Origin of the sequence: Streptomyces sp. STR69, assembly GCF_024519455.1 — a bacterium.
GTDB lineage: Bacteria > Actinomycetota > Actinomycetes > Streptomycetales > Streptomycetaceae > Streptomyces.
Genome location: NZ_JALJRY010000007.1, coordinates 13,601 through 39,978, shown reverse-complemented (window position 1 = coordinate 39,978; position 26,378 = coordinate 13,601). Strand labels below are relative to the sequence as shown.

General features: G+C 70.7%; 26 protein-coding genes. 8 read left to right on the top strand and 18 right to left on the bottom strand.

Annotated features, from left to right (window positions below; genetic code table 11):
• Positions 1–23 precede the first annotated feature (23 nt).
• From der to aroH, 5 genes are all read right to left on the bottom strand, one after another.
• Positions 24–1,499 carry a ribosome biogenesis GTPase Der gene (der, locus tag OC490_RS14390; protein ID WP_262058305.1) on the bottom strand — a complete coding sequence of 492 codons (1,476 nt, stop codon included), beginning with the start codon at positions 1,497–1,499 and terminating at the stop codon, positions 24–26.
• A gap of 74 nt (positions 1,500–1,573) precedes the next feature.
• A complete protein-coding gene (locus OC490_RS14385) occupies positions 1,574–2,257 on the bottom strand; it encodes a lysophospholipid acyltransferase family protein (protein WP_410098624.1) in 684 nt (227 codons plus the stop codon).
• A complete protein-coding gene (gene cmk, locus OC490_RS14380) occupies positions 2,215–2,910 on the bottom strand; it encodes a (d)CMP kinase (RefSeq protein WP_262058304.1) in 696 nt (231 codons plus the stop codon). Before cmk ends, OC490_RS14385 begins: the two co-directional genes overlap by 43 nt.
• A 112-nt stretch (positions 2,911–3,022) precedes the next feature.
• Positions 3,023–4,108: a prephenate dehydrogenase gene (locus tag OC490_RS14375; protein WP_262058303.1), complete on the bottom strand. Its 1,086-nt coding sequence runs from the start codon at positions 4,106–4,108 to the stop codon at positions 3,023–3,025.
• Complete coding sequence (gene aroH / locus OC490_RS14370; RefSeq protein ID WP_262058302.1) at positions 4,105–4,473, bottom strand: chorismate mutase; 369 nt, start codon at positions 4,471–4,473, stop codon at positions 4,105–4,107. Before aroH ends, OC490_RS14375 begins: the two co-directional genes overlap by 4 nt.
• Positions 4,474–4,726: 253 nt before the next feature.
• Between aroH and OC490_RS14365 the strand changes: the two genes are divergently transcribed.
• The 4 genes from OC490_RS14365 to OC490_RS14350 are packed head-to-tail and all read left to right on the top strand — an operon-like array spanning position 4,727 to position 7,119.
• Positions 4,727–5,401, top strand: coding sequence for a hypothetical protein (locus tag OC490_RS14365; RefSeq protein ID WP_262058301.1), 675 nt, complete (start codon positions 4,727–4,729; stop codon positions 5,399–5,401).
• Positions 5,402–5,428: 27 nt separating this feature from the next.
• On the top strand, positions 5,429–6,007 hold the full coding sequence (locus OC490_RS14360) for a DUF6529 family protein (RefSeq protein WP_262058300.1): 579 nt from the start codon (positions 5,429–5,431) through the stop codon (positions 6,005–6,007).
• Positions 6,004–6,417, top strand: a complete 414-nt coding sequence (locus tag OC490_RS14355; RefSeq protein WP_262058299.1) for a Rieske (2Fe-2S) protein — start codon at positions 6,004–6,006, stop codon at positions 6,415–6,417. Before OC490_RS14360 ends, OC490_RS14355 begins: the two co-directional genes overlap by 4 nt.
• A gap of 21 nt (positions 6,418–6,438) precedes the next feature.
• Entirely contained in the window at positions 6,439–7,119 is a 681-nt protein-coding gene (locus OC490_RS14350) for a nucleotidyltransferase domain-containing protein (RefSeq protein WP_262058298.1), read from the top strand.
• Here the strand turns inward: OC490_RS14350 and OC490_RS14345 are convergent.
• The 13 genes from OC490_RS14345 to OC490_RS14285 form a co-directional block, all read right to left on the bottom strand.
• Positions 7,108–7,518 carry a type II toxin-antitoxin system VapC family toxin gene (locus OC490_RS14345; RefSeq protein WP_262058297.1) on the bottom strand — a complete coding sequence of 137 codons (411 nt, stop codon included), beginning with the start codon at positions 7,516–7,518 and terminating at the stop codon, positions 7,108–7,110. The genes OC490_RS14350 and OC490_RS14345 overlap by 12 nt on opposite strands.
• Positions 7,515–7,838: a type II toxin-antitoxin system Phd/YefM family antitoxin gene (locus OC490_RS14340; RefSeq protein ID WP_262058296.1), complete on the bottom strand. Its 324-nt coding sequence runs from the start codon at positions 7,836–7,838 to the stop codon at positions 7,515–7,517. Before OC490_RS14340 ends, OC490_RS14345 begins: the two co-directional genes overlap by 4 nt.
• A 62-nt stretch (positions 7,839–7,900) precedes the next feature.
• The gene (locus OC490_RS14335) at positions 7,901–8,923 is read right to left on the bottom strand and encodes an ADP-ribosylglycohydrolase family protein (protein WP_262058295.1); all 1,023 of its coding nucleotides are present in this window, start codon (positions 8,921–8,923) and stop codon (positions 7,901–7,903) included.
• Entirely contained in the window at positions 8,920–9,648 is a 729-nt protein-coding gene (locus OC490_RS14330) for an NUDIX hydrolase (RefSeq protein ID WP_262058294.1), read from the bottom strand. Before OC490_RS14330 ends, OC490_RS14335 begins: the two co-directional genes overlap by 4 nt.
• Positions 9,649–9,779: 131 nt before the next feature.
• Positions 9,780–10,985 (bottom strand): pseudouridine synthase, encoded by a 1,206-nt coding sequence (locus tag OC490_RS14325; RefSeq protein ID WP_262058293.1) that lies wholly within the window; start codon positions 10,983–10,985, stop codon positions 9,780–9,782.
• Complete coding sequence (scpB, locus tag OC490_RS14320) at positions 10,985–11,641, bottom strand: SMC-Scp complex subunit ScpB (RefSeq protein ID WP_262058292.1); 657 nt, start codon at positions 11,639–11,641, stop codon at positions 10,985–10,987. Before scpB ends, OC490_RS14325 begins: the two co-directional genes overlap by 1 nt.
• The gene (locus OC490_RS14315) at positions 11,638–12,609 is read right to left on the bottom strand and encodes a segregation and condensation protein A (RefSeq protein ID WP_262058291.1); all 972 of its coding nucleotides are present in this window, start codon (positions 12,607–12,609) and stop codon (positions 11,638–11,640) included. Before OC490_RS14315 ends, scpB begins: the two co-directional genes overlap by 4 nt.
• An 18-nt stretch (positions 12,610–12,627) precedes the next feature.
• Positions 12,628–13,182 (bottom strand): hypothetical protein, encoded by a 555-nt coding sequence (locus tag OC490_RS14310; RefSeq protein ID WP_262058290.1) that lies wholly within the window; start codon positions 13,180–13,182, stop codon positions 12,628–12,630.
• Entirely contained in the window at positions 13,167–14,303 is a 1,137-nt protein-coding gene (locus OC490_RS14305; protein ID WP_200712102.1) for a ParA family protein, read from the bottom strand. The genes OC490_RS14310 and OC490_RS14305 overlap by 16 nt, the downstream gene beginning before the upstream one ends.
• Before the next feature lie 402 nt (positions 14,304–14,705).
• On the bottom strand, positions 14,706–15,821 hold the full coding sequence (ald, locus tag OC490_RS14300) for an alanine dehydrogenase (protein WP_262058632.1): 1,116 nt from the start codon (positions 15,819–15,821) through the stop codon (positions 14,706–14,708).
• 142 nt (positions 15,822–15,963) lie between these two features.
• Positions 15,964–18,030: a tetratricopeptide repeat protein gene (locus OC490_RS14295; RefSeq protein ID WP_262058289.1), complete on the bottom strand. Its 2,067-nt coding sequence runs from the start codon at positions 18,028–18,030 to the stop codon at positions 15,964–15,966.
• A 178-nt stretch (positions 18,031–18,208) separates the two neighbouring features.
• Entirely contained in the window at positions 18,209–18,835 is a 627-nt protein-coding gene (locus tag OC490_RS14290) for an NUDIX domain-containing protein (RefSeq protein WP_262058288.1), read from the bottom strand.
• Positions 18,836–18,945: 110 nt separating this feature from the next.
• Positions 18,946–20,595, bottom strand: coding sequence for a CTP synthase (locus OC490_RS14285; protein WP_262058287.1), 1,650 nt, complete (start codon positions 20,593–20,595; stop codon positions 18,946–18,948).
• A 458-nt stretch (positions 20,596–21,053) separates the two neighbouring features.
• Here OC490_RS14285 and OC490_RS14280 point away from each other — a divergent pair, with 458 nt between their 5' ends.
• The 4 genes from OC490_RS14280 (at position 21,054) to OC490_RS14265 (ending at position 26,378) form a co-directional block, all read left to right on the top strand.
• Positions 21,054–22,856, top strand: coding sequence for a glycoside hydrolase family 15 protein (locus OC490_RS14280; RefSeq protein ID WP_262058631.1), 1,803 nt, complete (start codon positions 21,054–21,056; stop codon positions 22,854–22,856).
• Positions 22,857–22,912: 56 nt separating this feature from the next.
• The gene (locus OC490_RS14275; RefSeq protein WP_262058286.1) at positions 22,913–23,128 is read left to right on the top strand and encodes a DUF6243 family protein; all 216 of its coding nucleotides are present in this window, start codon (positions 22,913–22,915) and stop codon (positions 23,126–23,128) included.
• A gap of 177 nt (positions 23,129–23,305) precedes the next feature.
• Positions 23,306–24,688: an FAD-binding oxidoreductase gene (locus OC490_RS14270; protein ID WP_262058285.1), complete on the top strand. Its 1,383-nt coding sequence runs from the start codon at positions 23,306–23,308 to the stop codon at positions 24,686–24,688.
• Positions 24,689–24,731: 43 nt separating this feature from the next.
• Positions 24,732–26,378, top strand: coding sequence for a PucR family transcriptional regulator (locus OC490_RS14265; RefSeq protein ID WP_262058284.1), 1,647 nt, complete (start codon positions 24,732–24,734; stop codon positions 26,376–26,378).

The window sequence follows — 26,378 nt, the reverse complement described above, 5'->3', positions numbered from 1 at the left end:
CGTGAACAACCGTACGGCTACGGCTACTTCTTCTTGCCGCGCTTCTCGCGCACCCGGACCGAGATGTGGATCGGGGTGCCCTCGAAGGCGAACTCCTCGCGCAGGCGGCGCTCGATGAAGCGGCGGTAGCCCGCCTCGATGAAGCCGGAGGCGAAGAGCACGAAGCGCGGGGGCTTGGTGCCGGCCTGGGTGCCGAAGAGGATGCGGGGCTGCTTGCCGCCGCGGACCGGGTGCGGGTGGGCGGCGACCAGCTCGCCGAGGAAGGCGTTCAGGCGGCCCGTGGGGACGCGGGTCTCCCAGCCGGCGAGGGCGGTCTCGATGCCCGGGACCAGCTTCTCCATGTGGCGGCCGGTGCGCGCCGAGATGTTCACCCGGGGCGCCCACGCGACCTGGGCGAGCTCGGTCTCGATCTCGCGCTCCAGGTAGTAGCGGCGCTCCTCGTCGAGGGTGTCCCACTTGTTGAACGCGAGGACGATCGCGCGGCCCGCCTCGACGGCCATGGTGACGATGCGCTGGTCCTGCACCGAGATGTTCTCGGAGGCGTCGATCAGGATGACCGCGACCTCCGCCTTCTCGACGGCGGCGGCGGTGCGCAGCGAGGCGTAGTAGTCGGCGCCCTGCTGGAGGTGGACGCGCTTGCGGATACCGGCGGTGTCGACGAACTTCCAGGTGACGCCGCCGAGTTCGATGAGCTCGTCGACCGGGTCGCGGGTGGTGCCCGCGATCTCGTTGACGACGACGCGCTCCTCGCCCGCCACCTTGTTCAGCAGCGAGGACTTGCCGACGTTCGGGCGGCCGATCAGGGCGATCCGGCGCGGACCGCCGGTCGCGGTGCCGAAGGTCTGCTCGGGCGCCTCCGGCAGCGCCTCCAGGACGGCGTCCAGCATGTCGCCGGTGCCGCGGCCGTGCAGCGCGGAGACGGGGTGCGGCTCGCCGAGGCCCAGGGACCACAGGTAGGCCGCGTCGGACTCGCCGCTCAGGCCGTCGACCTTGTTGGCGGCCAGCACGACGGGCTTGCCCGCCTTGCGCAGCAGCCGTACGACCGCCTCGTCGGTGTCGGTGGCGCCGACCTTGGCGTCGACGACGAAGACGACCGCGTCGGCGGCCTCGATCGCGTACTCGGCCTGGGCGGCCACGGAGGCGTCGATGCCGAGGACGTCCTGCTCCCAGCCGCCGGTGTCGACGACCTTGAAGCGGCGGCCCGCCCACTCGGCCTCGTAGGTCACGCGGTCGCGGGTGACACCGGGCTTGTCCTCCACGACGGCCTCGCGGCGGCCGATGATGCGGTTGACGAGAGTCGACTTGCCGACGTTCGGCCGGCCGACGACGGCGAGTACGGGCAGCGGCCCGTGACCGGCCTCCTCGATGGCGCCCTCGACGTCCTCGATGTCGAAGCCCTCTACGGCGGCGAGCTCCATGAACTCCGCGTACTCGGCGTCGCCGAGCGCCCCGTGCTCGTGCTCCTCGCCGGAGCCGTCGGGCTGGATCTGGTCGTTCATGAAGTCGGTACCTCGTTCATCGTGGTGATCGGTGGAACCCCCGGATTTCGGGTGATCCACTACTCAAGTGTCTCTCAGCGCCCGGTGAGGCGCCTGGCCTCGTCCAGGTGGGCGGCCAGCTGCTTCTGGATCCGCTCGGTCGCCTCGTCCAGTGCCCTGCGCGTACGGCGGCCGGAGCCGTCGCCCGCCTCGAACGGGTCGCCGAAGACGACGTCGACGCGGGAGCGCAGCGGAGGCAGCGCCTTTATCAGTCGTCCGCTCTTCTCGGCGGTGCCCAGCACGGCCACCGGCACGATCGGGGCGCCGCTGCGGACCGCGAAGTAGGCGAGTCCCGCGCGCAGCGAGGCGAAGTCGCCCTCGCCCCGGGTTCCCTCGGGGAAGATCCCCAGCACACCGCCGGCCGACAGCACGTCCAGCGCCCCGGTGATCGCCGTACGGTCGGCGACAGAGCGGTCCACCTTCAGCTGGCCGATGCGCAGCAGGAAGGGGTCCAGCGGGCCGACGAACGCCTCCTTCTTGATCAGGAAGTGCGTCGGCCGGGGTGCCACGCCCATGACCATGGGGCCGTCCACACCGTGGGAGTGGTTGACGGCGAGGATCACCGGACCGGCGGCGGGCACCTTCCAGGAGCCCAGCACACGCGGCTTCCACAGCCCGTACATCAGGCCGACGCCGATGCGCCGCCCGACCTCGGCGCCCCGTTCGGATGCTGCGGTCACTTTGCGGCCCGCTTCTCCCCGACGAGGGTGACGACGCACTCGATGACCTGCTGGAGCGTGAGGTCGGAGGTGTCCACCTCGACCGCGTCGTCCGCCTTCGCGAGCGGCGAGGTCTTGCGCGAGGAGTCGGCCGCGTCCCGCTTCAGCAGCGCCTCACGGGTGGCCTGTACGTCGGCGCCCTTCAGCTCACCGCTGCGGCGGGCGGCCCGCGCCTCCGGGGAAGCGGTGAGGAAGATCTTCAGGTCGGCGTCGGGCAACACGGTCGTACCGATGTCCCGCCCCTCGACGACGATGCCGTGCTCCGCGTCGGCGGCCAGCGAACGCTGCAGCTCGGTGATCCGGGCCCGCACCTCTGGCACCGCACTGACCGCGCTGACCTTGGAGGTGACCTCCTGGGTGCGGATCGGGCCGGCCACGTCCACGCCGTCGACGCTGATCGTCGGGTTCGCCGGGTCGGTGCCCGAGACGATCTCCGCCTTGCCCGCCGCGTCGGCGATCGCGGCGGGGTCGGTGAGGTCGATCCCGTTGTTCACCATCCACCAGGTGATCGCCCGGTACTGGGCGCCGGTGTCCAGATAGCTCAGCCCGAGCTGCGCGGCCACGGCCTTCGACGTGCTCGACTTGCCCGTGCCGGAGGGGCCGTCGATGGCGACAATCACTGCCGGGGCGGTCCGGGCGGCGCCGTTTTCCACGGGAGGACACCTTCCTGGTGCTGGGTGGTGAGCGGGGTGGGGACGCGAGTGCGCCCCGCACAAGGTTACTGGCTCCCCGCACGGCGTATTACTGCCGGATGGCCGAGCGGCACTACTGCCGGATCGCCCAGCCCCGCTCCCGCAGCGCGGCGGTCAGCACGGGCGCCGCCTTCGGCTCCACCATCAGCTGCACGTGCCCCGCCTGTTGCCCGGTCGCGTGCTCGATCCGTACGTCCTCGATGTTGACCCCGGCCATCCCCGCGTCCGCGAAGATCCGGGCCAGCTGCCCCGGCTGGTCGTCGATCAGCACGGCCACGACCTCGTACACCCGCGGCGCGGACCCGTGCTTGCCGGGGACGCGGACCTGCCCCGCGTTGCCGCGCCGCAGCACGTCCTCGATGCCGCCCACACCCTCGCGGCGTTTGTCCTCGTCGGCGGACTGCAGGGAGCGCAGCGCCCGCACCGTCTCCTCCAGGTCCCCGGCGACATCGGTGAGCAGGTCGGCGACCGGCCCCGGGTTCGCGGACAGGATGTCGATCCACATCCGGGGGTCGGACGCGGCGATCCGGGTCACATCGCGAATCCCCTGCCCGCACAGCCGTACGGCGGCCTCCTCGGCGTTCTCCAGCCGCGCGGCGACCATGCTGGACACGAGATGCGGCATGTGGGAAACCAGCGCGACAGCCCGGTCGTGCGCATCCGCATCCATGACGACCGGCACCGCACGACAGTGCGAAACCAGCTCCAGCGCGAGGTTCAGCACCTCGGTGTCGGTGTCGCGGGTGGGCGTCAGCACCCAGGGGCGGCCCTCGAAGAGGTCGGCGGTCGCGGCCAGCGGGCCCGACTTCTCGCGGCCGGACATGGGGTGCGAGCCGATGTACGACGACAGGTCGAGGCCGAGCGCCTCCAGTTCGCGGCGCGGACCGCCCTTGACGCTGGCCACGTCGAGGTAGCCACGGGCCACGCCCCGACGCATCGCGTCGGCGAGCACCCCGGCCACCAGCGCGGGCGGGGCGGCGACGATCGCGAGGTCGACGGGTCCCTCCGGCGCCTCCTCCGTACCGGCGCCGAGCGCCGCGGCCGTACGGGCCTGCTCGGGGTCGTGGTCGGCGAGGTGGACGACCACGCCCCGGGAGACGAGGGCGAGCGCGGCGGAGGTGCCGATGAGCCCGGTGCCGATGACGAGCGCGGTTCTCACTGGGCGATGTCCTTGCGGAGGGCGGCGGCGGCACCGAGGTAGACGTGCGCGATGTCGGCGCGGGGCTTGTCCGACTCGATGTGCGCGAGGACGCGGACCACGCGGGGCATGGCGCCCGCGATGTCGAGTTCCTGCGCGCAGATCAGCGGTACGTCGGCGAAGCCGCTGCCGAGCTTGCGGGCGGCGGCGGCCGGGAAGTCGCTGTGCAGGTCGGGCGTGGCCGTGAACCAGACGCTGATCAGGTCGTCGGCGGTGAGGCCGTTGCGCTCCAGGACGGCGGTCAGCAGTTCGCCGACCCGCTCGCCCATGTGGCCGGCCTCGTCCCTGTCCAGTTGGACGGCGCCCCGGACCGCTCGTACCGCCACTGCTCTGCTCCTCGCTGATGTACAACCCGGCTCTCTGCACATCCAGCCTAGTCAGCCCGTCCGGTACGGGTGCCCGGCGCCCGCCCCCTGAGACGGGCCGGGACAGGCCTCGCGAACCCTGCCAATGTCACCTGAATCACTCTGTTCCGCTACTGGTCCGCTACAGGTGGTGAGATCATCCCGGTATGCCTCTTTACGCACGGCCCCGAGTCCGCTCTCATGGGCAGGTAGCTCGCCTCGGGGGAGGACAGTAATGAAGCGTCCTGGACCACTACTCACTCTTCTGGTGGGTCTGTTGTTGGGCCTGTTCATGCTGACACTCAATGTGACGTCGGGGACGAAGACCGCGTCCTCCTCGTACAGCGAGGCATCGCCGTCGGCTTCACCGTCCACGAAGAAATCGGCGCCCGCGTCGCCGACTCCGACCGTCACGCCCAGCCCGACACCGTCGAAGTCGGCCGTCCCGAACGCCAGTTACGCCGGCCGCACCGACGACGACACCGCCTCGGTCGCCGTGACGATCCGCGACGGCAAGGCGGTCGCCTACTTCTGCGACGGCCGCTACAAGGAGGCCTGGCTGCGCGGCCCGGTCGCGGACGACGGCACGATGAAGCTCACCGCCCCGAACGGCGCCGTACTCGACGGAAAGCTCCAGCAGGGCACGAAGCTCCGCGGCACCGTCAAGGACGAGGGCCGGAAGTACGCGTTCACCGCCGACAAGGCCGTCAAGCCGTCCGGACTGTGGCGTGCCACGGCCAAGGTGCGCGGGGCCAAGATCGACGGCGGCTGGATCGTGCTGCCCAACGGCCGCCAGACCGGCATCGTCACCCGCGACGGCAAGGCCGCCGCCGCACCCCGTATCGACCCGGAGACCGGCGCGGTCACGGTCGACGGACAGCAGCTCACGGCACAGCCCGTCACCCCCTGACCCACCATCCGCCTCAGGGAGCCGATCATGACCGCCGACCCGAACGCCGCCACCCAGGCCTTTCCACCGCCCCCGCACCGCCGCGACAGCCCCGCCCGCTATCTGGTCCCGGCCCTGGTGGCCGCCGCCGTGGCCGTCGGACTCGGCGTCTACGGCAAGGTCCACGACCCGGCCGGCACCGCCTTCAACCTCGCCGGCTTCAGCAGCACGGGCGCGGTGAAGTCGTGGCTGGCGACGACCGCGTTCTTCTTCGCCCTCGTCCAGGTCGTCTCGGCCTTCATGGTCTACGGCAAGCTGCCGGGACCGAGTTGGTCGGCGACCCTGCACCGCTGGTCGGGACGGATCGCGTTCCTGGTCGCGGTGCCGGTCGCGGTGCACTGCCTCTACGCGTTCGGGTACCAGACGTACTCGACACGCGTGATGTGGCATTCCCTTCTGGGGTGCCTGTTCTTCGGTGCCTTCAGTGCCAAGATGCTGCTGCTCCGCTCGGAGCGCCTCCCCGGCTGGCTGCTGCCGCTCGTCGGCGGGCTGGTCTTCACCGGCCTCACCCTGCTCTGGCTGACGTCCGCCCTCTGGTTCTTCCGCACCTTCGGAGTGAGCACATGACCGACAGTTCGACGCGCCGCACGGTTCTCGTGACGGGTGCGGCCGCCGCGCTCGCCGCCGGATGCAGCAAGTACGGCGACAGCAACAACTCCTCGGGCTCGTCGTCCGTGAAGGCCTCCGGCGGCCAGGAGTTGGCGAAGACGTCCGACATCCCCGTCGGCGGCGGCAAGATCTTCAACGACCAGAAGATCGTGGTGACCCAGCCGAAGAAGGACGAGTTCAAGGCCTTCTCGGCGGTCTGCACCCACCTGGGCTGCACGGTGAACGCCGTCGCGAACGGCACGATCGACTGCCCGTGCCACGGCAGCAAGTACCGCATCGCGGACGGTTCCGTGGCGGGCGGCCCGGCGCCGAAGCCGCTCCCGGCGGAGCAGATCAAGGTGGAGGGAAATTCGATCCGCCTGGCGTGACCTGCCGAGTACGCTCCCGGAATGCACCCCGAGTCCCTGGTCCGCGACCACACGATCTACTCCTGCGTGATGGGCTCGCGCGCCTTCGGCCTGGCGACCGAGGGCAGCGACACGGACCGCCGGGGCGTGTTCCTCGCCCCCACTCCCCTGTTCTGGCGCTTCGAGAAGCCGCCGACGCATGTGGAGGGCCCGGCGGAGGAGCAGTTCAGCTGGGAGCTGGAGCGCTTCTGCGAACTGGCCCTGCGCGCCAATCCCAACATCCTGGAGTGCCTGCACTCCCCGCAGGTCGAGCACGTCGACGACACGGGTCGTGAACTCCTCGCCCTGCGCGGCGCGTTCCTCTCCCGTCAGGTCCACGAGACGTTCACGCGCTATGCGTTGGGCCAGCGCAAGAAGCTGGAGGCGGACATCCGTCTGCACGGCGCGCCCCGCTGGAAGCACGCCATGCATCTGCTCCGCCTGCTGATGAGCGCCCGCGACGTACTCCGCACGGGCACCCTGACGATCGACGTGGGCGACCGGCGCGACCCCCTGCTGTCCGTCAAACGCGGCGAAGTCCCGTGGCCGGAGGTCGAGTTGTGGATGACCCGGCTGGCGACGGAGACGGACGGGGCAGCGACCCGAACCCCGCTCCCGGCGGAGCCGGACCGCGCCCGCGTGGAGGACTTCCTGATCCGGGTGCGGCGCGCCTCAGCGGGGTGACGCCACCGGCAACCCGGCGTCGGCAGCGGCCTCGCCCTGCCGCTTGTCGTACGTCACGAACCAGCTGACGCCGTGGCCGAGCTTGAGGGCCGCCACGGTGTGGATCGCGTCGAGGCTGCGCAGTGCGGTTCCAGGCGCCAGCTCCCCCGCCTCCTCGATGAGTTCAGGTGTGAGACGGATACGCGCGATTGCGTTCAGCAGGGCGTCCGCAGCCGATCGCTCGACCTCGTCCGCGCCGAGCCGGTGCAGCAGTCGCCGCACTTCGGTCTGCGTCAGATCGCAGGTGACCACGCGATGCATCCCGCCGCACTGTCCGATCCAGTGCTCCAGCGCGGCGGTCTCCGCTTCGGTCCTCAGCAGCTTGGCGATCGCCGACGCGTCGAGGTAGAGCAGTGTCACCGCGTCTCCTCCTCGCGCTGAGCGAGCAGTTCCGCCGTGGGGCCGCGTCCCTCCACGTCCCGTCTGACCGCGCGCAGCCGCTCCAGCGCGTCCTCGGCCTCGGCGCCGTGGCTCTCGTCCATGACCGCAGCGTCGAGCAGCCCGATGGCGATCGCGGCACGGATGTCCCGTTCGGCCGGCGCCAGCGGAGACAGTATGGCGACCGGCACACCGTCCCGAGTGACCTCGATCGACTCACCGGCCGCCACCGCGTCCAGTAGAGCCGCCGTGTGCCGAGCCAGTTCTCGGGCCGGCACTCGTCTGCGCTTCGTTTCGCCCATGCCTGCCACGATACGCCTGGCGCATGACAGCACCCATCGATGTCATGCGCCATCGAGAATCGTCAGGCGTCCCAGAGCGCCCCGAGCGCCAGCAGCTCCCCCCGGTACTCGATCCGTTCCGCCCACTCCGCGGGCCAGGCGTCCGCGCCGAGGTGCGCGCCCACGAAGGCCCCCGCGAGGCAGGCGATGGAGTCCGAGTCGCCGGATGTGCAGGCCGCGCGGCGCAGGGCGGTCACCGGTTCCTCGACGAAGAGGAGGAAGCACAACAGGCCGGTCGCCAGGGCCTCTTCGGCGATCCAGCCCGCGCCGGTGGCCAGACACGGGTCGGTCTCCGGGGAGTTGGCGCGTACCGCGTCCCGGAGGCGGTCCAGGATCTCCAGACAGTCGTCCCAGCCGCGCGCGATGAAGTGCTCGGGCGTGGGGTCCTGGCTCCGGGTCCACAGGTCGCCGAGCCAGCGGTGGTGGTAGCGAGTGCGGTTCTCGACGGCGTACGACCGCAGCAGCCCGACCAGTCCGGTCGGCTCGGCGCCCTGGGCGAGCAGCCGTACGGCGTGCGCGGTGAGGTCGGACGCGGCGAGTGCGGTCGGGTGGCCGTGGGTGAGCGCGGACTGCAACTGGGCGGCACCGGACCGCTGTTCGTCGCTCAGGCCGGGGACGAGCCCGACCGGCGCGACGCGCATGTTGGCCCCACAGCCCTTCGAACCGATCTGGCTGGCGTCCTGCCAGAGCCGGTCCTCGGCCTTCAGCAGGTTGCAGGCGACCAGGCAAGTCCGGCCGGGGGCACGGTTGTTGTCCGGCGACTGGTACCAGTCCACGAACTCCTCACGCACGGGCCGTTCCATCCGCTTCGGACCGAGCAGCCCTCGGTCCATGGCAGTTCGCAGCCCGCGCCCCAACGCCAGCGTCATCTGCGTGTCGTCGGTGACGATCGCCGGCCTCGGCAGCTCCATCTCGCGCCAGGGGCCGCACTTGGCGAGGATCGCGGGCACGTCGTTGAACTCGGTCGGGAAGCCGAGCGCGTCCCCGAGGGCGAGGCCCGTCAGGGCTCCGGTGGCGGCGCGCTTGCGGGCGCTGGTCGTGGTCATGCGGGACTTCCTTCCCGGGTCGGGCGGAGCAGCGGCGGGTACAGGGTCGTGGCGGTACCGGCGCGGTACAGCGCGGCCGGTTTGCCGCGACCGCCGGTCAACTTGGCGCCGCCGAGCACCGGTTCGACGAAACCCGGTGTGGCGAGCACCTTGCGGCGGAAGTTGGGGCGGTCCAACTCGGCGCCCCACACGGTCTCGTAGACCTGTTGCAGCTCCCCGAGCGTGAACTCGGCCGGGCAGAAGGCGGTGGCGAGGGAGCTGTACTCCAGCTTGGCGCCCACCCGTTCGTGCGCGTCGGCCAGGATCCGGTCGTGGTCGAAGGCGAGCGGCCCGAGCGAGTCGTACGGCAGCCAGCGGGCCTGCGCCGCGTCGCTGCCCGCACGCGGTTCGGGCGGGTCGGGGAGCAGTGCGGCGAAGGCGACGGTGACGACCCGCATGCGGGGGTCGCGGTCGGGCTCGCTGTAGGTGCGCAGTTGCTCCAGGTGGAGCCCGGATACGTCCGACAGGCCGGTCTCCTCGGCGAGTTCACGCCGGGCGGCCGTCTCGGCGGACTCGTCGGGCGCCACGAAGCCACCGGGCAGCGCCCAGTGTCCGGCGTACGGCTCCTGGCCGCGCTCGACGAGCAGGACGTGCAGGGCGCCCGCCCGGATCGTGAGGACGGCGAGGTCGGCGGTGACGGCGAAGGGTTCGAAGGCGTACTTGTCGTAGGCCGGTGTTGCGGTCATGGTGATCCACCCCGTTAATAGTCATCTTGACTATAAAGAGCGGTCACGGTCCCGCACAACCCCCGCGACCGACGGAAACGAAAACGGCCGACCCCGGAGAACCCGGAGCCGGCCGCACCCAAACCGTGTGCCTAGAGATCGACTTCCTGCATCAGCATGCCGACCTCGGTGTTCGACAGCCGTCGCAGCCAGCCCGACTTCTGGTCGCCCAGGGTGATCGGGCCGAAGGAGACCCGCACCAGCTTGTCGACCGGGAAGCCGGCCTCCGCGAGCATGCGGCGGACGATGTGCTTGCGGCCCTCGTGGAGGGTCACCTCGACCAGGTAGTTCTTGCCGGTCTGCTCGACGACCCGGAAGTGGTCCGCACGCGCGTACCCGTCCTCCAGCTGGATGCCGTCCTTCAACTGCTTGCCCAAGTCGCGCGGGATCGGGCCCACGATGTGCGCGAGGTAGGTCTTCTTCACGCCGTACTTGGGGTGGGTCAGCCGGTGCGCCAGCTCGCCGTGGTTGGTGAGCAGGATCACACCCTCGGTCTCGGTGTCGAGCCGGCCGACGTGGAAAAGGCGCGTCTCGCGGTTGGTGACGTAGTCGCCGAGGCACTGCCGGCCCTCGGGGTCCTCCATCGTCGCGACGACACCGGCGGGCTTGTTCAGCGAGAAGAACTGGTACGACTGCGTCGCCACCGTCAGCCCGTCGACCTTGATCTCGTCGTGCTCGGGGTCGACGCGCAGCCCCTGCTCGACCACGATCTCGCCGTTGACCTCGACGCGGGACTGCTCGATCAGCTCCTCGCAGGAGCGCCGGGAGCCGTAGCCCGCGCGGGCGAGGACCTTCTGCAGCCGCTCGCCCTCCTGCTCGGCGCCCGGGAAGGTCTTGGGCGGCTTGATGTCCTTCTTGCCCGCGTACCGCTCCCGGTTGCGCTCCTCGGCCCGCGCGTCGTACTCACGCGAGGTCGCCGGCGCCCAGCGCCCGCGCCCGGTGCCCTGGCCCTGCTTGGGGCCGCCCTTGGCACCGCCGCGCGCGGCGGCACCGCGCCCTGACTTGGGGCCTTCGTGGGATCCCGTGGGGCCTACGTCGTAGCGCCGCTCCTCGGGACGCGGCTTTCCGGCACGCTTCGGCCGGTCGTCACGCCCTCCCGCGCCGCCCGCGCCCCTCGGCTGGGAGCCGCCCCCACCGCTCCCGCGGGAGTTGCCCGCGCCGGAACCCCGGGAGCCGCCGCCCGCGCCGGAACCGCGGGGGTTGCCGCCCCCGCCGGTCCCGCGGGGGTTGCCGCGCCCGCCGCTCCGGCCACCACTGCCGCCGTTGCTGCTGCCACTACCACTGCCACTGCTTCGCATCAAAGTTCCGTCGTCGTCGTTTCGTCTGCATCTGCATCCGGTGCATCCGGATCGAACGACGGGACCCCTTCCAGCGTCTCCGCCTCGATCGCCTCGGCCTCAGGGAGGAAGGGCGCGAGCTCCGGGAGCTCGTCCAGGCCTCGCAGGCCCATCCGCTCCAGAAAGTAGTTCGTCGTCACGTACAGGATCGCACCTGTTTCGGGTTCCGTGCCCGCCTCCTCGACCAGACCCCGCTGCAACAGGGTGCGCATCACGCCGTCGCAGTTGACTCCGCGGACCATCGAGACCCTGCTGCGGCTGACCGGCTGGCGGTACGCGACGACCGCCAGGGTCTCCAGCGCCGCCTGGGTGAGCCGGGCCTGCTGACCGTCCAGGACGAAGCCCTCGACGGCCGGCGCGTACTCCGGCCGGGAGTAGAAACGCCAGCCTCCGGCGATCAGCCGCAGCTCGAAACCGCGCCCCTGGACGGTGTACTCGTCGGCCAGCTCGCGCAGCGCGTCCGCGATCCGCCGCTTGGGCCGCTGGAGTATTTTCGCGAGGTGTTCCTCGGTCGCGGGCTCGTCCACGACCATGAGGACGGCCTCCAGGGCAGGCTTGAGATCGAGTTCCGCGACGGCGGACGGGCTCGCCGGTACACCCGTGGACTCCTCGCTCACGCCGACTCCTCCTTGGTCTCCTTGGGCACCTCGGGCGGCCGGTCGAACTCGTCCGTGACCACGGGCTCGGCCTCCCCGTCCCCACCGGTCCAGCGCACGATCAGATCGCCGAGCGCGGTCTCCTGGTCGAGGGCGACGGCCTTCTCCCGGTACAGCTCCAGCAGCGCCAGGAACCTCGCCACGACGGTCAGGGTGTCGTCGACGTCCTCGACCAGCGTGCGGAAGCTGGCCTCGCCGAGCTCCCGCAGCCGCGCCACCACGATCCCGGCCTGCTCCTGCACACTGACCAGCGGCGCGTGGATGTGGTCGATGTAGACCTGCGGTCTGGGCTTGGGCTGCATCGCCTTCACGGCGAGCCTGGCGAAGCCCTCCGGGCCGATCCTGATGACCACCTCGGGCAGCAGCTCGGCGTGGTGCGGTTCGAGTCCGACGGTACGGGGGTAGCGCCGGGCCTCCTCGTCGAGGCGCCGGTTGAAGATCTCGGCGATCTGTTTGTACGCCCGGTACTGCAGCAGCCGCGCGAACAGCAGGTCCCGGGCCTCCAGCAGCGCGAGGTCGGCCTCGTCCTCGACCTCGGCGGCGGGCAGCAGCCGGGCCGCCTTCAGATCCAGCAGGGTCGCCGCGACGACGAGGAACTCGGTCGTCTGGTCCAGGTCCCAGTCGGGCCCCATCGCCCTGATGTGCGCCATGAACTCATCGGTGACCTTGGACAGCGACACCTCGGTGACATCGAGCTTGTGCTTCGAGATCAGCTGGAGGAGAAGATCGAAGGGCCCCTCGAAGTTGGCGAGCCGCACCTTGAAGACCCCGTCGTCGGACTCCTCGGCGACTTCGTCCGCGGCCTCTTCGACAACGACTTCTTCTACGACGACCTCGGGCTCCGGCTCCGGAGCCGTACCCGGCCCCTTCCCGAGCGCACGCCGACGTCCGGCGGGAGCGCCGGCGGCGGGAGCGTCGTTCGAGGTCATGGCCCCCGCAGGCTACCGCTACCGCCCGCGAAGCCGGCGGACGAGAATGCTCGCGTCCCCTCGGGACTCCAGATCGGCCAGAACCACGGCGACCGCCTCGCGCACGATCCGCCCACGGTCGATCGCGAGGCCGTGCTCGCCCCGGAGCACCAGCCGGGCGTGCTCCAGGTCCATCAGTTCCTCGGCGGAGACGTACACGGTGATTTTCTCGTCGTGCCGCTCCCGCCCGCTGGGACGCCGCTGGGCGGGCTGTCGGCCGCGCTTGCGGGACTGTCCGGCGGCAGAACCTTCCTGCGCCTCCTGACGTCGTACGGAGCCCTCCGCGGCCCGGCTGCGGGACTCGCCCGCATCCGCGTCGGCCGCGACATGCTCCGCGCCCTCGCCGTCACCGCCCTGTGCGGGTACGGAATGCGGGGCGTCCTCCCCGGCGGCGGCACCGTCGCTCTCCCCAGCCGGAGCCGGTACCCGCGCCTCGCCGTTGGACTGGCGCCTGGGGGTGGACGCCTGGAGCGCCATCCCCCCTGTCGTACGGAACAGTTCGTCGGCCCCCGGCAGACTCACTCGGCGTGACACCGGGCGAGCACCTCCCTGGCGAGCTGGCGATAGGCGGCGGCACCGACGGAGTTGGAGGCGTACGTGGTGATCGGCTCACCGGCGACCGTGGTCTCCGGGAAGCGCACCGTGCGCCCGATGACCGTGTGGTAGACGTGATCGTCGAACGCCTCGACCACGCGGGCGAGCACCTCACGGCTGTGCACGGTCCGGGAGTCGTACATCGTGGCGAGGATCCCGTCGAGCTCCAACTCCGGGTTGAGGCGCTCCTGGACCTTCTCGATGGTCTCCGTCAGCAGTGCGACACCGCGCAGCGCGAAGAACTCGCACTCCAGCGGCACGATCACCTTGTGAGCCGCCGTCAGGGCGTTCACGGTGAGCAGGCCGAGGGAGGGCTGACAGTCGATCACGATGTAGTCGTAGTCGGCCATCAGCGGCTTCAACGCCCGCTGCAGGGTGGACTCGCGCGCGACCTCGCTCACCAACTGCACTTCCGCAGCCGACAAGTCGATGTTGCTCGGCAGCAAGTCCATGTTCGGGACAGCTGTCTTGAGGAGTACCTCGTCGGCCGACATGCCCCGCTCCATGAGCAGGTTGTAGACGGTGAGGTCCAACTCCATGGGATTGACGCCCAGTCCGACCGACAGCGCGCCCTGCGGGTCGAAGTCGACGAGCAGTACACGCCGGCCGTACTCCGCGAGCGCGGCACCCAGGTTGATGGTCGACGTGGTCTTGCCGACGCCGCCCTTCTGGTTGCACATCGCGATGATCGTCGCGGGGCCGTGACTGGTCAGCGGACCCGGGATCGGGAAGTAGGGCAGCGGGCGTCCGGTCGGGCCCACGCGCTCACGACGCTGGCGGGCCGCGTCGGGCGCGAGTGTGGCCGCGTACTCGGGATCGGGCTCGTACTCGGCGTCGGGGTCGTAGAAGTGCCCGTCGGGCAGTTCGTCGTAGTCGGCGAAATGGTTGTGGGGCGCGCCCCTTCCGTCGCCGGCCATGGCGTTCACGTGATGGCCATCCATGCTCTGGTGTGCTGGCTGGGTCACCCCTGGCTTGTGGTGACCCCGGTGGGCTGCGAAGGTGCGCACAGCGACGGAGCCGACAGCCTCGAACCCCGCGGGCTCCTGGCCCCTTGCCGGCATTCCTGGTTGACCACCCCCGGGAGAAAATGTCGACTCATTCACAAGTCGTCTTACCTCCTTGGTGACCAGGGAACTTCTCGATAGGTCAGCGTGGCACCATGCCGACGGTTGGCGACTCTATGGCGTGTCGGGTGTTCGCAGCAACACAATCCGCCGGACCCGGCCCGATGTGTCGGCAATGAAACATCCCTCTGTCAAGGGCGTACGGCAGTCGCACGGCAGGTTTCACCGGTGCACGAATCGGTTCAAGGGTTATGTTCCGCGCGAGTTGACCGATCGCCGCAAAGTGACCATACACACACTTCCGGCCGGACCTGTCGAGCAAGGCCCGGCCGGGTGCGCGGTGTTGACGACCTGTGTTGACGTATCGCCTTTTGCTGAACGGTGACTTAGTCGACAGAGTCAGCCGAGCAGGCTCTCCAGCTCGACGTGCTCCAGTCCGTGCGCCTCGGCGACCTCGCGGTAAATCACCTTGCCGTCATGGGTGTTGAGGCCCTTGGCGAGAGCAGGATCACGTCGCAGCGCCTCGACCCAGCCGCGGTCGGCGAGCTCCACGATGTACGGGAGCGTGGCGTTGGTGAGCGCGTAGGTGGATGTGTTCGGCACCGCGCCGGGCATGTTGGCGACGCAGTAGAAGACCGAGTCGTGGACCGGGAAGGTCGGCTCGGCGTGGGTGGTCGGGCGCGAGTCCTCGAAGCAGCCGCCCTGGTCGATCGCGATGTCGACAAGCACACTTCCGGGCTTCATCCGGGACACGAGTTCGTTGGTGACCAGTTTCGGGGCCTTGGCGCCCGGGATGAGCACCGCGCCGATGACGAGGTCGGCGTCCAGGACGGCCTTCTCCAGCTCGAAGGAGTTGGACATGATCGCCCGGACCTTGGTGCCGAAGACCTTGTCGGCCTCGCGGAGCTTGTTGATGTCCCGGTCGAGCAGCGTGACGTGGAAGCCCATGCCGACGGCGATCTGCGTGGCGTTCCAGCCGGAGACACCGCCGCCGATGACGACGGCCCGCGCGGGCTGCGTGCCGGGGACACCGCCGGGGAGCACACCGCGGCCACCGACCGAGCGCATCAGGTGGTAGGCGCCGACCTGCGGGGCGAGGCGGCCCGCGACCTCGGACATCGGGGCGAGCAGCGGCAGGGCGCGGCCGGGCAGCTCGACGGTCTCGTAGGCGATCGCGGTGGTGCCGGACTCGATGAGCGCGTCGGTGCACTCCTTGGAGGCGGCCAGGTGCAGGTAGGTGAAGAGCGTCTGGTCCTTGCGGAGGCGGTGGTACTCCTCGGCGATGGGCTCCTTGACCTTGAGCAGCAGGTCGGCGGTGGCCCAGACCTCGTCGGCGGTGGCGAGGATCTTGGCGCCCGCCGCCACGTACTCGCCGTCCGGGATCGAGGAGCCGACGCCGGCGTTCTGCTCGATGAGGACCTGGTGGCCGTGGCGCACCAGCTCGTGCACGCCGGCGGGTGTGATGGCCACCCGGAACTCGTTGTTCTTGACTTCGCGGGGGATGCCGACCTTCACGTGGATCACGGTCCTTGGCTCAGAGGGTGTGGGGCAATACATCTCATACCCGGACATGCATGAGCGCACCGGGAGACCGCAGGAGAAGGTGCGGCAGAGCCAGTTTAATGAAGGCGTTCTCGGTGTCTAGCCTTTCAATGCATCAATCTTCAGTGGATGTACTACGGATTTCGCAGGCGTTAGCGTCATGTTCCAGGGATTCGGGGGCGGGATCACCCTCCTGGAGCTCCTCGCCGAGCATGCGTTCGGCCGTGCCGCGGTGCAGCGCGGCGGACGCCGGGTCGCCCAGCCGGTCGAGGGTGTCGGCCAGCCGCAGCTGCAACGCCGCCTGCAGCCGTACGTCCTCCGCGCGGCGCGCCCACTCGACCGCCTCGTGACAGGTCAGCAGCGACTCCTCGGGACGGCCCGCGTACTCCTGAACCCGGGCCAGCTCGCTCAACGCCCGTGCCTGGGCGGGCACATCGCCGTTCTTGCGGTACCCGGCGACGGCCGCCCGCCAGTTCCTCAGGGCCTCGCCGTAGCGGCCCGCGTAGGTGTGCGCGGCGGCGATCCGGCCGTACAGCCGGGCGGCCTCCGCACGCTCGTCCCGGGCCAGCCGCTGGGCCAGCGCGCGGCCGAACCAGTCGGCGGCCCGGTCGTAGTCCCCGAGCTCCTGGTGCGCGCCGCCTACGGATTCCATCGCGCGCCCGGTCGCATACGGGTCATTCGCCTCGCGTCCGGCGTCCAGCGCGGCCCGGTAGCGGGCCAGCGCCTCGGTCGTACGGCCGGTCTGCGCGTCCAGGTCGGCGAGGTTCAGCAGCGCGGCAGCCTTCTCCCGGGGCAGGTCGCGCCGCTCGGCCACGTCGAGGACCAGGCGGTGGATGCCGTAGAGCTCGGGGGCGGCGGCCTGGGTGCCGAAGTGGGCGACCATCGCGCGCACGAGCTGGGACATCAACCGGCGCGCCAGCGTGTCGAGTTCGCCGTCGGCGACCGCGAGGCGGGCGGAGGCCAGCAGGGCGGGCTGGCGGACGCGCAGCCAGTCGGCGGCGGCCCGGGGGTTCGGGAAGCGCAGCGAACTGGGCATGCCGAGGAGCTTTTCGCGGGCCTGGGGGCTGTCGGTCTCGGTGATGGCACGGCAGGACTGGAGCAGCCGTACGGTCCGCTCCAGCATGCGGGCGCGGGCGAGCTGGAGTTCGGCCGGGCGGTCCTGGGACTCGGCGAGGGCGTGCAGGAGGGGCTGGAGGCAGCCGGGGACCTCGTACTGCGGCAGCGGGGAGTCCAGGGCCCGCAGCAGGCCCGCGGTGACGAAGTCGTCCAGGGTGGCGCGGGCGCCGTTGACGGAGCAGCCGGCGAGCGCGGAGGCGGTCTGGGGGTCGACCAGGCCGGCCGGGGCAAGGGAGAGCAGTCGCAGTATCCGGGCGGCGGGGCTGGGCAGCGAGCCGTAGACGAGCCGGAAGACGCGGCTGAGCGCGGTGCCCTCGTCGCTCTCGGCGTGCAGGTGCTTGGCGAGGTCGGCGACGGCGGCCTGGGGGCGGGCGGCGAGCCAGCCGCCTGCCAGGGTCAGCGCGGCGGGCTGGGCCCGGCAGACCTCGACCAGGCCCTCGGCGGCGAGCGGGTCCACGGTGATGCGGACCGCGCCGGTGTAGCGGGTGAGGAGTTCCAGCGCGGACTTGGTGTCGAGGCCGCCCAGGGTGCAGGGGCGGACGTCCGCGATGCCGGTGAGCGGGCCGCCGGAGACGGCGACGACCAGGCAGTCCGGGGTGTCCGGCAGCAGCGCGTCGACCTGTTCGGCGTCGGCCGCGTCGTCGAGCAGGAGCAGCGCCCGCCGGTCGGCGAGGGCCGCGCGCAGGATGTCCGAGAGGTCGTCCTCGGAGGCGCCGGCCGGGGTGGGCAGCTCCAGGGCGGTGAGCAGTTCGCGGGCGGTACGCTCGGTGGGGACGGGGGTGCCGTCGGGCTCGCTGAGCCGGGCCCGGAGCACTCCGTGGTCGTAACGGTCAGCGACCTGCCGGACGAGTTCCCCGGCGAGGGCAGTGCGTCCTGAGCCGGGCTTGCCCGCGATGAGCAGGACGCGCGCGCGGGGGGCCTTCCGGCCGGCGATGGTGTCCAGGCCCGCGCGCTCGATGTCGGCCCGAAGCTCCTTCAACTCTCTTGCGCGGCCCAGGAATTGACCCTCGGCAGAAGTGTCCTCGGACAGCTTCACGCCATCTGTGTCCACCGCCTGATCCGTCACGGGCCACACTCCCGTCCCACTGCACGCGCAAAGCCCGCCGGGACTCCGGATCGGGCATTTCCAGAGCCTAGTTCACGCTCTGCGACGAACCGTGCGGAGCGCGGCGGGCACATCCCCCGATCGGATCAGCCGATCGTCACACCAAAGGGCCGAAGGGGGGCGGAGGGTCGGATTGGGTTCAGGACTCGAAGGGACGCGCGGGCCACGGTGCCCCGGCGGGGCGCAGCGCGTCGATGCCGTCGCCGTGCCGGGCGGCGACCAGGGAGAGGACGCCGACGACGAGGCAGTTGTTGTGCAGCTCGCCGGCGAGGACCCCGCGGACCAGGTCGTCGAGAGGCACGCGCGCGTGCTCCATGTCGGCCTCCTCGTCCTCGACCTCGAAGCGCTGTCCGTCGGCCTCGGACAGATCGCGGGCGAGGAAGATCCGGATGGCCTCGTCGCAGCCGCCGGGCGTGGTGTAGACGTCGGTCAGCACCCGCCAGTCCTCGGCCTTGACGTGCGCCTCCTCGTACAGCTCGCGCTGAGCGGCGTGCAGCGGGTTCTCGCCGGGGATGTCGAGCAGCCCGGCCGGGATCTCCCACAGCTTCTGCCGCACGGGGTGGCGGTACTGCTTGATGAGCAGCACCCGGTCCTGCTCGTCGAGGGCGAGGACGGCCACGGAGCCGGGGTGGACCTGGTAGTCGCGGTGCACGACCACGCCGCCGGGCATCACCACGTCGTCGGTGCGCACGGAGGTCTTGTTGCCGACGAAGGGGGTCGCGGTCGCCCGGATCTCCCACTCCTCCGGGGTGTCCTTGATGGTCATGCCCTGTCCTCCCGCGCACGTGCCTGCACTGCATGAAGAAAACCGCGTAAAAGAAACCGGGGTGCACACCTCTTGAAGGCGCGCACCCCGGTCACCGTACAACCCTCGTACTACTTGCCCGTCTTGCGTGCCACGGCCGCCTTGACCAGGCCCGCGAAGAGCGGGTGCGGCCGGGTCGGGCGGGAGCGCAGCTCGGGGTGGGCCTGGGTGGCGACGAGGTAGGGGTGCACCTCGCGCGGGTACTCGACGTACTCGACGAGCTTGCCGTCCGGGGACGTGCCGGAGAACTGCAGTCCGGCCTTCTTCTCCAGTTCGGCGCGGTAGGCGTTGTTGACCTCGTAGCGGTGGCGGTGCCGCTCCTCGACGTACTCCTTGCCGTCGTAGACCTCGCGCACGATGGAGCCCTCGGCGAGCTTGGCCGGGTACATGCCCAGGCGCATGGTGCCGCCCATGTCGCCCTCGCCGGCGACGATGTCGAGCTGCTCGGCCATGGTGGAGATGACCGGGTGGCCGGTGGCCGGGTCGAACTCGGTGGAGTTGGCGTCGTCGATGCCGGCCAGGTTGCGCGCCGCCTCGATCACGATGCACTGCAGGCCCAGGCAGAGGCCGAGCAGCGGGATCTTGTGCTCGCGGGCGTACTGGATGGCGCCGACCTTGCCGGAGACACCGCGGTCGCCGAAGCCGCCGGGGATGCAGATCGCGTCGACGTCACCGAGCTGCTTGGCGGCGCCGGCCGGGGTCTTGCAGTCGTCCGAGGTGACCCACTTGATCTTCACGCGGGCCTTGTTGGCGAAGCCGCCGGCGCGCAGTGCCTCGGTGACCGAGAGGTAGGCGTCGGGCAGGTCGATGTACTTGCCGACCAGCGCGAGGTTGATCTCGTGCAGCGGGTTGTGGACGCGGTCGAGCAGGTCGTCCCAGGTCCGCCAGTCCACATCGCGGAACGGCAGGTCCAGCTTGCGGACGACATAGGCGTCCAGGCCCTCGCTGTGCACGGTCTTGGGGATGTCGTAGATCGAGCGGGCGTCGGGGCAGGCGACCACGGCCGCCTCGTCGACGTCGCACATCAGCGAGATCTTGCGCTTGATCGCGGTCGGCACCTCGCGGTCGGAACGCAGGACGATCGCGTCGGGCTGGATACCGATGTTCCGCAGCGCCGCAACCGAGTGCTGGGTGGGCTTCGTCTTCAGCTCTCCCGAGGGGCCGATGTACGGCAGGAGCGAGATGTGGACCACGAACACGTTGTCCCGGCCGACCTCGTGGCGGACCTGGCGGACCGTCTCCAGGAAGGGCAGCGACTCGATGTCGCCGACCGTGCCGCCGACCTCGGTGATGACGACGTCGACCTCGTCGGTCGCCATCCGCCGGATGCGGTGCTTGATCTCATTGGTGATGTGCGGGATGACCTGCACGGTGTCGCCCAGGTACTCGCCGCGCCGCTCCTTGGCGATGACCGTCGAGTAGACCTGGCCGGTGGTGACGTTGGCGCTGCCGTCCAAGTCGCGGTCTAGGAAGCGCTCGTAGTGTCCGATGTCGAGGTCGGTCTCGGCGCCGTCATTGGTGACGAAGACCTCACCGTGCTGGAAGGGGTTCATCGTGCCGGGGTCGACGTTCAGATACGGGTCGAGCTTCTGCATCACGACGCGCAGGCCCCGCGCCTTGAGGAGCATGCCGAGGCTGGAGGCGGTCAGGCCCTTGCCGAGCGAGGAGGCGACACCCCCGGTGACGAAGATGTGCTTGGTCGTCGTGGATTTGGGCGTCATGGCCAAGAGGGGGCTCCCGTGGTCTCGGTTCGAGTTGCGGTCGGGGGTTTTGCGCCCACCGGTCCACGGGCTACCAGGGTATCAGCGCCCGGACGAGATGGCTTCCGGCCACGCTCCGCACTCACGCCGACACACAGGTCACTCGCGTCGACACAGACGCGCCCTGGTTACGTGCTTCTCACCCGTTGCTCACCCGTTCGGCCCAGGTCCGTTGGCGAGAGCGGCACACAGATCATCTACGTGCGTCGTATCCTGCTCGGACACTCGCTGCCGAGCCGGTCCGGAACACGGCACCACCCCCGCCCGTATATCCCGGAACAACGAGAGCTCGTCAGTCCGTTGGGCAACGACCCCCATTTGCTTCATGGCTCAACGACGCACTACAAACGATCCCTTGACCGCACACAGCGACCGCCCCTTTTTCGTGGGGCGACGTGGCCGTTCGACTGGAGTTGCACGTGGCCGGGCGCATCGAAGATTACGCACTCATCGGAGACATGCAGACCGCTGCCCTGGTCTGCCGGGACGGCACGGTGGACTGGCTGTGCCTGCCCCGATTCGATTCCCATGCCATCTTCGCCGGCCTGCTGGGCACCGAGGAACACGGCTTCTGGCGGCTGGGCCCGGCCCACGCCGCCGACGCGCCGCCGCCCCGCGCGGCCCGGCGCGGCTACCGAGGTGACTCGCTGATCCTGGAGTCCGAGTGGGACACCCCGCGAGGCACGGTCCGCGTGACCGATTTCATGCCCCCTCGCGACGGCGCCCCCCAGCTGATCCGCATCGTGGAGGGCATCTCCGGCCGCGTCCCGATGCGCTCGACCCTCCGGATGCGTTTCTCCTACGGCCGGGTAACCCCGTGGGTGCACAAGCACGAGGGCCGCACGGTCGCCGTCGCGGGCCCCGACTCCGTGTGGTTCGACACATCCGCCGAGACCTACGGCAAGCAGCTCACGACCTACGCCGACTTCACGGTCGCGCCGGGTGACCGCATCGCGTTCACCATCTCCTGGGAGCCCTCGCACAAGCAGCCGCCGCCGCTCCCCGAGCCGGAGCAGTCGCTGGAGGCGACGGAGGACTTCTGGCGCGACTGGGTCGACCAGTGCACGTACCACGGCCCCTACCGCGAGGCCGTCGTCCGCTCCCTGATCACGCTCAAGGCCCTCACGTACGCCCCGACCGGCGGCATCGTCGCCGCGCCCACCACCTCCCTCCCGGAGGAGATCGGCGGCGTCCGCAACTGGGACTACCGCTACACCTGGCTCCGCGACGCGGCCATCACCCTCTCCTCGCTCCTGCGCACCGGCTACCGCGAGGAGGCCCGCGCCTGGCGCGAGTGGCTGCTGCGCGCGGTGGCAGGCGATCCGGAGAACCTGCAGATCATGTACGGCATCGCCGGCGAGCGCGAGCTCGGCGAGGCGGAGCTCGACTGGCTGCCCGGCTACGAGAACTCGGGCCCGGTCCGGGTCGGCAACGGCGCCGCGCACCAGCTCCAGCTGGACGTCTACGGCGAGGTCACCGAGGCCCTGCACCTGGCCCACATGACCGGCCTGGCCCGCAACGACTACGCCTCCCTCCTCCAGCTCAAGCTGATCCGCTACCTGGAGAAGCACTGGGACGAGCCGGACGAGGGCATCTGGGAGGTGCGCGGCCCGCGCCGTCACTTCGTGCACTCGAAGGTGATGGCCTGGGTCGCGGTCGACCGCACGATCAAGCTGATCGAGTCGGGCGACGCGGACGGCCCGCTGGAGCAGTGGCGCGAACTGCGCGACGACATCCACCGGGACGTGTGCGAGCGCGGCTACGACAAGGAGCGCAACACCTTCACGCAGTCGTACGGCTCGAAGGAGCTGGACGCCTCGCTGCTGCTCATCCCGCAGATGGGCTTCCTGCCCCCGGACGACAAGCGCGTGATCGGCACGATCGAGGCGATCCAGCGCGAACTGTCCACGCCGGACGGCTTCATCCTGCGCTACCCGACCTCGGGCGAGGACGAGGGCGTCGACGGCCTCCCCGGTGACGAGGGCGCGTTCCTGGCCTGCTCGTTCTGGATGGCGGACGACCTCGCGATGATCGGCCGCGTGGACGAGGCCCGTAAGCTGTTCGAGAAGCTGCTCTCGCTCCGCAACGACCTGGGTCTGCTGGCCGAGGAGTGGGACCCGCGCCTGCAACGCCAGGTCGGCAACTTCCCGCAGGCCTTCAGCCACGTCCCGCTGATCGACACGGCCCTGCGCCTCACGGCTTCGGGGGCCTACGGCGGCTGACACCGGCGCCGGGGTGATGAATCCGCGGACCACTTGACATCACTACCGGGAGAATCATGACCGTCAGCAAGAACATCAACAACCCCGTGGGCCAGGGCGGCGGCAAGCGCAAGAAGCAGTCCCGCGCCGAACGGCAGAACCACGGTCCGCACCGCAACCTCGACCGCCAGGGCGCGGCCGACCAGAAGGCGGAACTCGTGCGCAAGATGCGCGAGAAGGCAGCCGCGGCCGAGGCCACCGAGCAGGCGGGCGACGACACCGCGAAGAGCTGACACACCACCGCAGCAGGGCCCGGACCGCGACCCATGGTCCGGGCCCTGCTGCCGTAGGGGGCGTACGGCGGACGACCCTTACGGTCCGGTGACGTACGACGGCCCGACGCGACCGCCGCACCACACGCGCCTAGGCTGGAAGCGGACAAAAGCCCCTTTTCTGAAAGGGGGGCGGCCATGGCTTCCCTCTCGACGGCGGGCGCGGCCCTTGTCGCGTTGCGCGAGGATCTGGTCGGCGACGTGTTCGCCCCGGGGGATCAGGGTTACGACGACGCCCGTGTCGTCTTCAACGCGATGATCGACCGGCGTCCGGCCGTGATCGCCCAGTGCGTGAACGAGGCCGATGTCGTACGGGCCGTGCGGTTCGGACGCGAGCTGGATCTGCCGATCGCGGTACGCGGCGGCGGGCACAGTGTCGCCGGCATGGCGCTGGGCGACGGGGCGCTCGTCGTGGACCTGCGCCATATGCGCGAGGTGACCGTGCATCCGGCGGCCCGGGCGGTACGGATCGCCGGCGGGGCCACCATGAGCGAACTGGACGGCGCGACCCAGGAACATGGTCTCGCCACGACCGGCGGACGGGTCTCCACGACCGGGGTCGGCGGCTTCGTCTTGGGCGGCGGCTCCGGCTGGCTGGACCGCGCCTTCGGCCTCTCCGTCGACAACCTGCTCGGCGTCGACCTGGTGACCGCCGACGCACGGGTGGTGCACGCGAGCGCCGAGGAGAACCCGGAACTGTTCTGGGCCCTGCACGGCGGCGGCGGAAACTTCGGCATCGCCACCGCGCTCACCCTGAGACTGCACGAACTGCCCGAGTTCTCCGTCGCCTTGATGATGTACGACCCCGAGCACGGCCCGGACGTGGTCCGCACCTACCGCGAGATCATCGAGACCGGCCCGCAGGAGGCGAGCGGCGGAGTCATCTACCTCACCGGCCCGCCCGAGGAGTTCGTGCCCGAGCACCTGGTCGGCACGCGGCTGTGCGGTGCGCTGATCACCTACGCCGGGGCCGAGGAGGACCTGCGCAAGCTGGCCCAGCCGCTGCTGGCGCTGCCGCACGAGGTCGAGATCGTCACCGCGCTGCCCTACACCCAGTTCCAGATGATGCTCGACGACCCGCCGGGCCTGCGGAACTACTGGTCGGCCGCGTATCTGACCGGCGCGCCCGACGAGTTCACGGACGTCTTCTGCGCGCTCGGCGAGAGCATGCCGGTCCCCACCGGCACCCAGCACGTCCTGTTCCCGCTGGGCGGCGCCATCGCCTCCGGACCCACTGAGTTCCCGGTGCCGTACCGCGACGCGCCCTGGGCCGTGCACCCCTTCGGCATCTGGGAGGACCCGGCCGACGACGAACGCTGCATCGCCTGGGTCAAGGACGTCCGCACTCGGGCCCAGCCCTGGAGCACCGGAGCGGTCTACCTCAACTTCGTCGGCGACGAGGGCACGGACCGCGTGACGGCGGGCCTGGGCGCCGAGAACACCCGACGGCTCGCGGCGGTGAAGCGGGAGTACGACCCCGACAACGTTTTCCGCTTCAACCACAACATCGCGCCGGCCTAGGCCGAGATGTGCAGAGGTCATCCGCGCAGGTAGCGTCCGCCTCATGGACAGCCGTACGGACAGCACATTCGACAGTCAGGGCGCCGGGATCACCGTTCAGCGGGCGCTGGAGCTGCCCGGGCTGCGCAGCGGTCTGCCGGAGATCCTGGCGGGCGCCGACCGGCTGCAGCGGACCGTGCGGTGGGTGCACGCGGGCGAGGTCCCGAACATCGCCTCCCTCCTCAAGGGCGGCGAACTGCTCCTGACCACGGGCTACGGCCTCGGTACGCGCCCGGCGGAACAGCGCGCCTTCGTCCGTACGCTGGCCGAGCGGGGCATCGCGGCCCTGGTCGTCGAGCTCGGCCCGCGTTTCACCCGGCTGCCCGCCACCCTCGTCGAGACGGCCCGGGCGACCGGTCTCCCGCTGGTCCAGCTGCACCGCGAGGTGCCGTTCGTCGCGGTCACCGAGGAGATCCACACCGAGATCGTCAACGGCCACTACGCGCTGCTCCAGCAGGCCGAGGAGGTCCACCGCCGTTGCACCGAGGCCCTTCTGGGCGGCGGTGGAATCCCCCAAGTCCTGGGCATCCTGGCCGACTTCAGCGGCAACCCGGTGTTCCTGGAGACCCCGGACGGTCAACTCCTGTACGCCGCGGGGTCCGGGCCCGAGGGCGCCGATCCGCTCCAGGTGTGGGAGGGGCTGCGCGGCCAGCACAAGGACGCCTCGCCGTCCGCCGGTTCGGTGCTGGTGGACGTGCCCGGCGGCGGTCCCGGTACCGGCTCGATACGGGCGCGGATCGTGCTGCTTCCGGTACGGGCGCCGCTCGCTCCCGTGCACCGCATCGCCGCCGAACGGGCCGCGGGCATCCTCGCCGTGGTGCTGATGCAGGCCCGCCAGGAGGAGGAGCTGGCGGCCCGCGGACGCGGCGACTTCCTCACCGACCTCGCCGAGGGCCGGATCGCCGCCGATGACGCCCCGGCGCAGGCCCGCGTGCTGGGCTTCAAGCCCGGCACCAGCCCACTGCTGCCGGTGGTGATGCGGCTGGGCGACGCGCTGACCGCACCCGGCGGCGGCTGGGCGGTGCTGGCCCGCGCGGTCGCCGAGGAGCTGGCCTCGGTGGGGGTCCCGGTTCTGCTGGGCGTACGACCGGTGGAGGGCCGGGTGCCCCTTCTCCTCGGCCTGCGCTCGGAGTCGGAGCGGTCGGCGGTCGCGGACCGGGTCGCGGCGGCGCTGCGCGCGGGAGTTGAGCGGGCCGGCATGCAACGCCCGGGCGCGCAGCCGCCGATCGTGGTCGTCGGCGTGGCCGGCGGCTGGGCTGCCGCTTCGGCAGGTCTGCGGCACGCGGCCGAGACGGCGACGGCGGCCCAGGGCCTGTCCGACCGCCCCTGGTACGACGCCCGGCGCCTGGACATCGAGCTGCTGCTGTGGCGACTGCGCGACCACCCGGACCTGGCGGCCTTCGTCGACCGGGCGATCGGACCGCTCCGCGACCACGACAACCGCTCGAAACCACCCCTACTGCCCACGCTGGAAACGTACTTGGCGCACGCGGGCCGCAAGGCGGAGACGGCCCGCGAGCTGCATCTCAACCGGCAGACCCTCTACAACAGGCTCGCCCGCATCGGGGAGTTGCTGGGCACGGACCTCGAAGACCCGCAGACGGTGCTGGCGTTGAGCCTCGCGCTGCGGGCGCGCAGGCTCGTGCCCTGA

Bases quoted from the DNA above. Each gene is read 5' to 3' on its own strand.
- der (WP_262058305.1), bottom strand. From the start codon at position 1,499: ATGAACGACCAGATCCAGCCCGACGGCTCCGGCGAGGAGCACGAGCAC.
- OC490_RS14365 (WP_262058301.1), top strand. From the start codon at position 4,727: ATGAAGCGTCCTGGACCACTACTCACTCTTCTGGTGGGTCTGTTGTTG.
- OC490_RS14360 (WP_262058300.1), top strand. From the start codon at position 5,429: ATGACCGCCGACCCGAACGCCGCCACCCAGGCCTTTCCACCGCCCCCG.
- OC490_RS14355 (WP_262058299.1), top strand. From the start codon at position 6,004: ATGACCGACAGTTCGACGCGCCGCACGGTTCTCGTGACGGGTGCGGCC.
- OC490_RS14350 (WP_262058298.1), top strand. From the start codon at position 6,439: ATGCACCCCGAGTCCCTGGTCCGCGACCACACGATCTACTCCTGCGTG.
- OC490_RS14340 (WP_262058296.1), bottom strand. From the start codon at position 7,838: ATGGGCGAAACGAAGCGCAGACGAGTGCCGGCCCGAGAACTGGCTCGG.
- OC490_RS14335 (WP_262058295.1), bottom strand. From the start codon at position 8,923: ATGACCACGACCAGCGCCCGCAAGCGCGCCGCCACCGGAGCCCTGACG.
- OC490_RS14330 (WP_262058294.1), bottom strand. From the start codon at position 9,648: ATGACCGCAACACCGGCCTACGACAAGTACGCCTTCGAACCCTTCGCC.
- OC490_RS14325 (WP_262058293.1), bottom strand. From the start codon at position 10,985: ATGCGAAGCAGTGGCAGTGGTAGTGGCAGCAGCAACGGCGGCAGTGGT.
- OC490_RS14315 (WP_262058291.1), bottom strand. From the start codon at position 12,609: ATGACCTCGAACGACGCTCCCGCCGCCGGCGCTCCCGCCGGACGTCGG.
- OC490_RS14305 (WP_200712102.1), bottom strand. From the start codon at position 14,303: ATGCCGGCAAGGGGCCAGGAGCCCGCGGGGTTCGAGGCTGTCGGCTCC.
- OC490_RS14290 (WP_262058288.1), bottom strand. From the start codon at position 18,835: ATGACCATCAAGGACACCCCGGAGGAGTGGGAGATCCGGGCGACCGCG.
- OC490_RS14285 (WP_262058287.1), bottom strand. From the start codon at position 20,595: ATGACGCCCAAATCCACGACGACCAAGCACATCTTCGTCACCGGGGGT.
- OC490_RS14275 (WP_262058286.1), top strand. From the start codon at position 22,913: ATGACCGTCAGCAAGAACATCAACAACCCCGTGGGCCAGGGCGGCGGC.
- OC490_RS14270 (WP_262058285.1), top strand. From the start codon at position 23,306: ATGGCTTCCCTCTCGACGGCGGGCGCGGCCCTTGTCGCGTTGCGCGAG.
- OC490_RS14265 (WP_262058284.1), top strand. From the start codon at position 24,732: ATGGACAGCCGTACGGACAGCACATTCGACAGTCAGGGCGCCGGGATC.